We start from the raw sequence: 7,596 nt of genomic DNA, 5'->3' as shown, positions 1-7,596 counted from the left end.
CCCGAGGCGGCCAAGACGGCGGCGAGATCGAGCGGATGAAAAACCACCTGGTCGAGCATGCCGAGGTGGCCGGCGAGTCCGGTGCGTACCCGGTCCGCTTCGGCGAGTGTGGCCAGCGCGACGTGGACGCGCCAGACCCCGGTCTCGGCGGCTTGGTACAGAAGGCGGGAGGCCAGGGCGTTGCCTGAGCCCAGAGCGAGCAGCGCGCTGTCGTCGAGGACTACATCGACAGGGGCGACAGGGTTCACGCGGCGCTGCCGAGCCGGCGCGTGAGCTCATCGTCCGCTGCGCGGTCCTGCTCGGGATCCGGGGCGTAGCCGGAGAGCGCGTGCAGGACTTCGAGGGTCTTCGCGACCTGCTCGTCCCGCTCGCTCTGAGTGAGGGTGTGGGTGGCGAATTCGCCGACGAGCCCCGCGATCGTTGTGTCCTTCTCGGCGGCCAGGATCGCCAGCCGGTCCCGGACACTGCTCTCCACCTTGATCGTTGTGTGTGCCATGCCTGACAGAATACATCGGGTATACCCGCCCGGGGGAGGCGATTGAGGTAGCTGCTTGCGCCTCCCCCGGCCAGGGGCCGAGGGACGGTCGGTGGGTGTGATTTCGCAAGCGAGAGCTCCTCATGGCTGCCGTACAGCGCGGCGAAGTCGACGTCATCATCGTCCTGTGTGACGTCGGCCAAGAGCAATGTGGCAACCCGCATGGAGGCCGTGCCGAGCGTGCCTATGGTCGACGCAGGCCGTCGTCTCTTCCCATACCCGCGACGGGTCCCAGGAGCGGCACCATTAGCGCTAGCCGTCCGAGCATGTAGCCGCCAGCTGCGCGAGCTGACCGTCGACGAGCTAGCCCATGTGATGCGGATGCTCGATCACCCGATCTCAGCCGACGCCCTTCGCGGAGATGGACGATGCGCTCGTCCTGCGACCGTCGATGACCTCGTCGCGATCTCCTGGCCACCGCCACAGCAGCGCTTACCGCCCGCGAGTACCTCCGCCGCGTCCACCCCAACAACGTGCTCGGCGGACTCATCCACGAGTACCGAACACCGCTTAGTTCCAGTAAGCGGGGCGCATGTACTTGGCTCCCGTGACGGAGTCTCGTACGACAGGGGGTAGCTGGGACTGCCGCAGTTTTGTCTCGCTGATCGTGAAGGCGGACGGAAGCAGCGCCCGCAGCTCGCCCGAACGCCGATGTGGCGGGAACGCTGGGACGATGGTCAGCTGCGGATTGACCCTTCGGGCTGACCGAACGGCTGGGCACAGATCGCTGTCCGCGCTGATGACGAGCACGGTGTCGACCGTCGGCAATGCCGCGATCTCCATGAGGGCGACGGCGATGTTGACGTCCGTTTCCTTCTCCTCATAGCTGGTCCAGTGCGTACTGCACGCATGGCAGCGCATGCGCTTGCGCTGGTATCGACCCTCTACCACGGTCAGCACTCCGGGATTGTGGGCCTTGAGCGCTTCCAGGTACGTTTGCTGACGGCCGGACGCCCCGGCGTCGTCCAGAACGGGAGCGGTGAAGTAGCGGACATCGACAATCTGGTCGCGTCGCCGCAGGCGCGAGGCAAGCGCGACGTGGTCCAGCCACAGATAGCGACGCCCGCGCTGCTCCTTCATGCCGTGGTACAGGTTGAAGCCGTCGATCAAGACAGCCGTCCTCCCCATGCGCGCCCCTTGCATCAGTCATGCCACGCTGGAGGGGCTTGTGCTAGCATGCAGGCATACCCCCCCGAGAGCGCAAGCACTCGGGTTGACGGCCCCGCAAGGGGCCGTTTTTGTTGCACGCCACACCGTAGCAGAAGATTCATACGCAGGGTGCCACGAAGGATGCGTATGATTCCTTCATGGGTGACTTTTCTGCTGCTGAGATCCGAGCTGCACGCGAGGCGCGAGGGTGGGATCAGGCTGAACTGGCCCGCCGGCTCGACGTCGGGCAGCAGACGGTGAGCCGCTGGGAACGCGGCGAGACCTCACCAAGAGGAGAAAAACTTCAGCTTCTGCGTGCGGCGCTGGGCATCGACGGTGCCGCCACAGCTCCACGCCGTCCGCTTCTGGAGGAGCTGCCCTTCAACCGCCTGGACGCTTATCAGTTCGAGGCCTTCTGCGACGCTCTGGCCTCGCGGCTGTATCCGGACGCTCAGGAGGTCCTGCGGTACGGGGTCAGCGGAGACAAGCAGCACGGCATCGACATCCGCGTCGTCACGGCCGGTGGGGAGCGCATCGGCATCCAGTGCAAGAAGTACGAGAAGTTCCAGCCGGCTTCCTTCACAAAGGCTGTGGCAGAACTGGACCGTGCCAAAGCCCGCGTCGACCGCTGTGTTCTCTTCCTGTCCACGCGTGCGACCGCCGCCGTGGTCGAGGCCTGCGACGAGCTGGACGAGTGGACCATCTGGGACTCCCGCGTCCTGTCCCGTGAGGTCAGCAAGCTCCCCCCCGACCAGGCACTCACGCTGATTGACCGCTTCTTCCCGGACATGAGGGAGGAGTTCTTGGGGGTGCGAAACCCCAGCGTCTGGCAGACCACGGACGAGGCGTTCCCGATCTCCCTGCCCAGCTCTGTCTATTCTCACGAGTTCCAGCTCGTCGGCCGGACGGCCTTTCTGGAGGCCATGACCGCGTTCGCTGCCGGCAGCGAGGGACCGCGGATCGGCGTCCTGACCGGTAGCGCGGGGCAAGGAAAGAGCCGTTTGCTGTGCCAGCTTGCACGCCAACACGTTTCCGGCCTCGGCGGGAGCGTCCGTGTACTACTGCCCGGCCCGTTCACGCCGGAGGAGGTCGAGCATCTTCCGACAGACGATCGACTGCTCGTGCTGATCGAGGACGCGCACGAGCGGTCAGACGATCTCGCCCTGGTGTTGACCGGCGTACTGCGCGCAAGACCCGCCGCCCGTTTGGTGATCGCGACCCGACCGTACGGCAGGCATGTGGTCCAGCAGGCTCTTCGCGCTGCCAAAGTGGAGGAGAGCGAAATTCCGCGGTGGGAGCTGTCGGCCCTGGGCGGCAATGACGCGCTCATGCTGGCCTCCGAGATTCTGGGAGAAGGACAGGAACACGCCGCTCGCGTCGTGGCGCACGTCGCCGCTGACTCGCCGTTGCTGCTAGTGAATGCCGCGAGTGCCCTACGGCGAGGAAAGCTGGATGTCCACGCCTTGCAGAGCAGCACCGACGTGCACCGACTGCTCCTCGACGTGTTCGTCCAGTCTGCCCTGTCGCAGTCACTGCAGCCCGATGATGACCGGGCGCTGCTGCATGCCATTGCTGCCCTGCAGCCCGTTGCCACGGACGTACCCCAATTCCAGGACGCGCTGTCCGGCATCCTGCAGATGCCGTTCTCCAGGATCAGTCCTCGGCTGCTGCATCTCGAAGGAACAGGCATCGTGGTGCGGCGCGGCGCCTCGATTCGCATTTCCCCCGACCTGCTCGGCGATGTCCTCCTTGCCGAGGCAGCCCTCAATCCGCACGATGGCTCTCCCAGCGAGTACCTCCGCGAGGTCCGCGAACACGCGGACGGTGACGCACTGGCCAACGCCCTCCTCAACGCTGGCCGTGTCGACTGGCAGTGGAACGGCATTGGCTCCCGCCGGGGGAGTGTCCTCGATCCCTTGTGGACCGTGGTGGAGGATGAGTTCAAACGGGGGGGTGCTTACACCCGTGCGGCACTTCTGCAGCTCCTCTTGAGGATCGCTCCTTTCCAGCCTCAGCGCGTTCTCGACTTGATGCGATGGGCTCTGGACAACCCGACGGTCCAGGACGACCGGCCAGACAGCATGGATTGGATGCCGGGCACGTACGGCCAGGCCGATGTCCTGCGCAAAGTACCGCGTGTCCTAGAGGCAGTCGCCGTTGACCTAGATCAGCTGCGCGGCGTATACGATCTCCTGTGGTCCTTGGGTCGCAACGACGGACGGCCGCTCAACCAGAACCCGGACGCGGCCCTGCGTGTTCTCCTGGACCTTGCCTCGTACGTCCCGGGCAAGCCAGCGGATTATCAGGAGATCCTGCTCGATGCGGTGGCGGATTGGGTGGAACAAGCCCCGCCGAACCCCGTGAACCGAATGCCTCTCGCGCTGCTCGATCCGTTGTTCTCCAGCACGGCGGAGGGGCGAACGATGGAAGGCTGGACTCTCACTCTCAGCCAATACCCGGTCCGAGTGGAGGTGGTCGCGCCGATCAGGCGACGTGCGGTGGCAATCCTCCTCGACCAGTACACGTCCGGGCACGAAGGGCGAGCAGCCGTGGCCGCCGCGTCCCTGGAAGAAGCCGTTCGCGACCAGAGCGACGCATTCGAGCCGTGCAACATCGAGTTGCTCCGCGAACTGGCCAATCGGGTTACCGCAACGCAGCCGGGTCCTCTGGTGTCGCTCGCGACCCGGCGTTCGCTGAGCTGGACCGTCAAATACGGCCCCACTCAGATGCGTGAGGCGGCACAGACCGTAGTCGATGCGTTGCCGGACAAAACGGAACACCGGCTGGCGCTCCTGCTCCACACAGGCGCCTACGACGAATCCCTGGTGCCTGGCTCTGAAGAGAATGAATCCCTGGAGAGCGTCCAAAACCACTGGGCGGCACTACGCCACCAGACGCTCGGCGAGTTCAGGAAACAGACCGCCAGCCAGGCCGCAGATCTACTCGTGTCGCTCATCGAGAGGGGCCACCGGGTACTGGCCAGTCACTCAGAAGGAGTGCACGTAGTACTCAAGGAAGCGCTGCAGGAGTGCCCTGACCTAGTCCCCGCACTTCTCGACCGGCTGGCCAGCGTCGAGGAGGGAGCTGCCCGTGTCATGCTGCCCTCAGTGCTACACGCATCGTTCGAACAGGACGTTCCCCGCGCCATGGACACATGCCGCGAGCTTGTTGCCGACGGGGAAGCTGTGGGAGTCCAGGCAGTGTCCGAGGCCCTCCAGAAGTACATCCCGGAACCATCGGTGCAGGAGGCCGGTGCACTCGCACTCGCCCGCTCCCTGGCCGATCACCCCGACCCCATGGTGCGCGCGGGAGTCCTCGGCATGGCCGTGTCGATGCTGCCCACTTCGAAGGACGAGGCCCTTGGCTTGCTGACCTCCGTACCCTTCGGCGAGACCGGAGTCGTGCCATATCGCCTCTGGTGGGCCTTCACGATGGATCGCCTGTTGTCCTGGGACCAGCTCACCGACAGCCAGCGCAGCTACTTCCTGGCCCAGCTGACGGCTCTTCCCACGCTCAATGATCACACGGTGCAACAGTTTGTGGCCCATCTTGCCGAGGCCGACCCGGAAGCCGCAGTCGGCCTCCTTTGCGCACGGATCGAACGCTGGGAGGAGGACCCCGCGAAGAAGCACTTCGATCCCATGCCTTACCAGTGGAGTGTTCGGCTCCCCTTGCCTGACAGTCCTGTTCGGCTTGACCTGATGCGATCGGTGCGGAACTGGCTGGCCCAACCACATGAGAACCCGTGGCGCCGTGAACTGCATGCACCGGACCTCTTCTGGACTGTCGCCGGCCCCGCCGACGAGTTGACCCTCAGTCTCTTCCTTGAGCCCTACCAGGAAGGGAACAGCGAACTGGCGTACGCCGCCGCCCCACTTCTGAAGAAAATGCCCAAGAACATCGTCTGGGAACACGTGGACTACGTCAGCGCTCTGCTGAAGACAGCCTCCCGGCTGTCGGAAGACCTGTTCCGCCGTACCGCGGGAAACCTGCACGCCTCAGTAGTCTACGGCTTCCGGTCCGGAACACCTGGTCAGCCATATCCGGAAGACCTAGACATCCGCGAACGCGCCCAGCGCATCCGTGCCAGACTGCCGCGCGGCTCTGTCGTCGACCTCTTCTACAAAGCACTCGCGGACAGTGCACAGCACAACATCGACCGTACGGTCGCCGATGACCTCAGAGACCGCTAACCACTCCATCGGCGAGAACGAGGGCCCTACCCCGCAGGCGCCGAGCGCCCCCAATCCGCAACGTGAGCTGGCAGACGCTTGGGGCCAGCCTTGCGGGCACACGGGTGCTCCCGGTTTGGGGGCACCGTGGTGCAGCCGAACACCGTGCTTCCCACACTCGCGGACACGCTCCCGAATGGGACGGCGTGGGATCGCAGACCTCGTCCGCCTCACCACGTAGGGTACGGCGTGGCCCCCGCGCACGGAGGGCGTCTGCAGTCACGGAGAGAGTGCTGACGGCAGGTACGCGACCGGAGGTGAGCCGTCACCGTTGAGACACCGTGGTGAGGGCTGTCACCAGTGCGGCAGCCAGGGTAAGCGGAACCTGTCAACGTGATCAAGGCAGGTAGTTCGTTCTATCGCTGTGCCGGGATCGTTTGATCGTCGTGTCGGAGGTCGGCCGGCTTGTTGATCCAGGCGGCCTCGGGCAGTTTCGGTGGCTGGGGTGGCTTTCGGACGAACCGTTCGGGGTGTTGTTGGTAGACGCTCGTGAGGACGTCGGCTCGCATCTCGCGGAGCTGGTCGGCGAGCCCGAAGTGCACGTCGAATGGGGCGTGCATCGCTATCCCGGAGTGTCGGTGGGCGAGGTTGTACCAGTCGAAGAAGCCGGTGCACCAGGTGCGGGCGTCCTCGATGCAGCCGAACCGGTCGGGGAAATCGTGCCGGTACTTCAAGGTTTTGTACTGACTTTCCGAGTACGGGTTGTCATTCGACGTTTTCGGTCTCGAATGGGACTTGGTGACGCCCATATTGCTGAGCATCTGCGCGACGTTGTGGGCGATCATCGGCGATCCCCGGTCGGAGTGGATCGTCAGCTTCCCTTGCTCAACGGGGTACTTGGTGATGGTGGAGGACAGGAACTGCTCGGCGAGGTCCTTGTTCTCGGATGCGGCGATCATCCAGCCGACGGTGTAGCGGCTGTAGATGTCGATGATCGTGTAGAGGCAGAAATAGCTTCCCCGATACGGGCCCTTCAGCTTCGTGATGTCCCACGACCACACCCGATTCGGAGCGGTCGCGATCAACTCAGGCTTCTTGCGGGGCGGATGCGTGGCCTGCCGACGGCGCTCGCGGACCTCGCCGTGTCGGCGCAGGATCCGGTACATCGTCGCCTCCGAACACAGATAGGTGCCCCGGTCCAGCAGCACCGCGTAGATCTCGGCCGGTGCCATGTCGACGAACTCGGCCGACCGCAACACCGCCAGGACCTCCGCCTCCTCAGCCTCGCTCAGGGCCCGCGGATGGCGCTTGCGCTCCAGCGTCGGCTTCACCGGCGGCGGGGACGTGCGGTGGTGGCGGTACCAGGTCGCCCGGCTCACGCCGAGCGCGGCGCATGCCTTGACCCGGCCGACCAGGAGGGACAGCTTGCCCAGGGCAACCGTGCGGGCCGCCTCGAAGGCCGACTCGCCCTCGCCGACGGGCACGCCAGCGGACGCCGCTTCCGCCAAGGTCACTTGCTCTCGCCGTTGTTCGTCGTGGCGCTGTCCGTGGCGAACTGGTCGAGCAGCGCGGAGAGTTTTGACTGCACCTCGATGACGGTGCGTGCCTTGCCCAGCTCGGCTCCCAGCTTGGCGTTTTCGGACTTGAGCCGGGCGATCTCCTTGTCCCGCGGATCGGTCTTCGGCCGACCCGCCGATGCGGCGAGCGCCGCCTCGGCACCCTTGTCCCGCTGCTGACGCC

At 65.3% G+C, this 7,596-nt stretch carries 4 protein-coding genes and 2 pseudogenes; 1 reads left to right on the top strand and 5 read right to left on the bottom strand.

Annotation, left to right across the window (positions count from 1 at the left end; genetic code table 11):
• The 3 genes and pseudogenes from B9S61_RS29945 to B9S61_RS29930 form a co-directional block, all read right to left on the bottom strand.
• Nucleotides 1-248: pseudogene (locus tag B9S61_RS29945) on the bottom strand (hypothetical protein); the annotation flags it as partial.
• Nucleotides 245-496, bottom strand: coding sequence for a hypothetical protein (locus B9S61_RS29940; protein ID WP_103545038.1), 252 nt, complete (start codon nucleotides 494-496; stop codon nucleotides 245-247). The pseudogene B9S61_RS29945 and the gene B9S61_RS29940, both read right to left, overlap by 4 nt.
• A 549-nt stretch (nucleotides 497-1,045) precedes the next feature.
• Nucleotides 1,046-1,645, bottom strand: coding sequence for an NYN domain-containing protein (locus tag B9S61_RS29930; protein WP_219819976.1), 600 nt, complete (start codon nucleotides 1,643-1,645; stop codon nucleotides 1,046-1,048).
• Nucleotides 1,646-1,842: 197 nt separating this feature from the next.
• Between B9S61_RS29930 and B9S61_RS29925 the strand changes: the two genes are divergently transcribed.
• Nucleotides 1,843-5,877, top strand: coding sequence for a helix-turn-helix domain-containing protein (locus B9S61_RS29925; RefSeq protein ID WP_103545037.1), 4,035 nt, complete (start codon nucleotides 1,843-1,845; stop codon nucleotides 5,875-5,877).
• A 395-nt stretch (nucleotides 5,878-6,272) separates the two neighbouring features.
• Here B9S61_RS29925 and B9S61_RS29920 read toward each other — a convergent pair whose 3' ends face one another.
• Together B9S61_RS29920 and B9S61_RS41165 are read right to left on the bottom strand one after the other, a co-directional pair.
• Nucleotides 6,273-7,370: an IS3 family transposase gene (locus tag B9S61_RS29920; protein ID WP_258039778.1), complete on the bottom strand. Its 1,098-nt coding sequence runs from the start codon at nucleotides 7,368-7,370 to the stop codon at nucleotides 6,273-6,275.
• Nucleotides 7,367-7,596, bottom strand: a pseudogene (locus B9S61_RS41165) (hypothetical protein); the annotation flags it as partial. The pseudogene B9S61_RS41165 and the gene B9S61_RS29920, both read right to left, overlap by 4 nt.

Source organism: Streptomyces sp. SM1 (assembly GCF_002910825.1).
Lineage (GTDB): Bacteria > Actinomycetota > Actinomycetes > Streptomycetales > Streptomycetaceae > Streptomyces > Streptomyces okerensis.
Note: the sequence above shows the minus strand (reverse complement) of the source record. Positions and strands in the feature narration are given on the sequence as shown.

What these genes read in the sequence shown, in the direction of transcription:
- B9S61_RS29940 (WP_103545038.1), bottom strand. Translation starts at nt 496, where the DNA reads ATGGCACACACAACGATCAAGGTGGAGAGCAGTGTCCGGGACCGGCTG.
- B9S61_RS29925 (WP_103545037.1), top strand. Translation starts at nt 1,843, where the DNA reads ATGGGTGACTTTTCTGCTGCTGAGATCCGAGCTGCACGCGAGGCGCGA.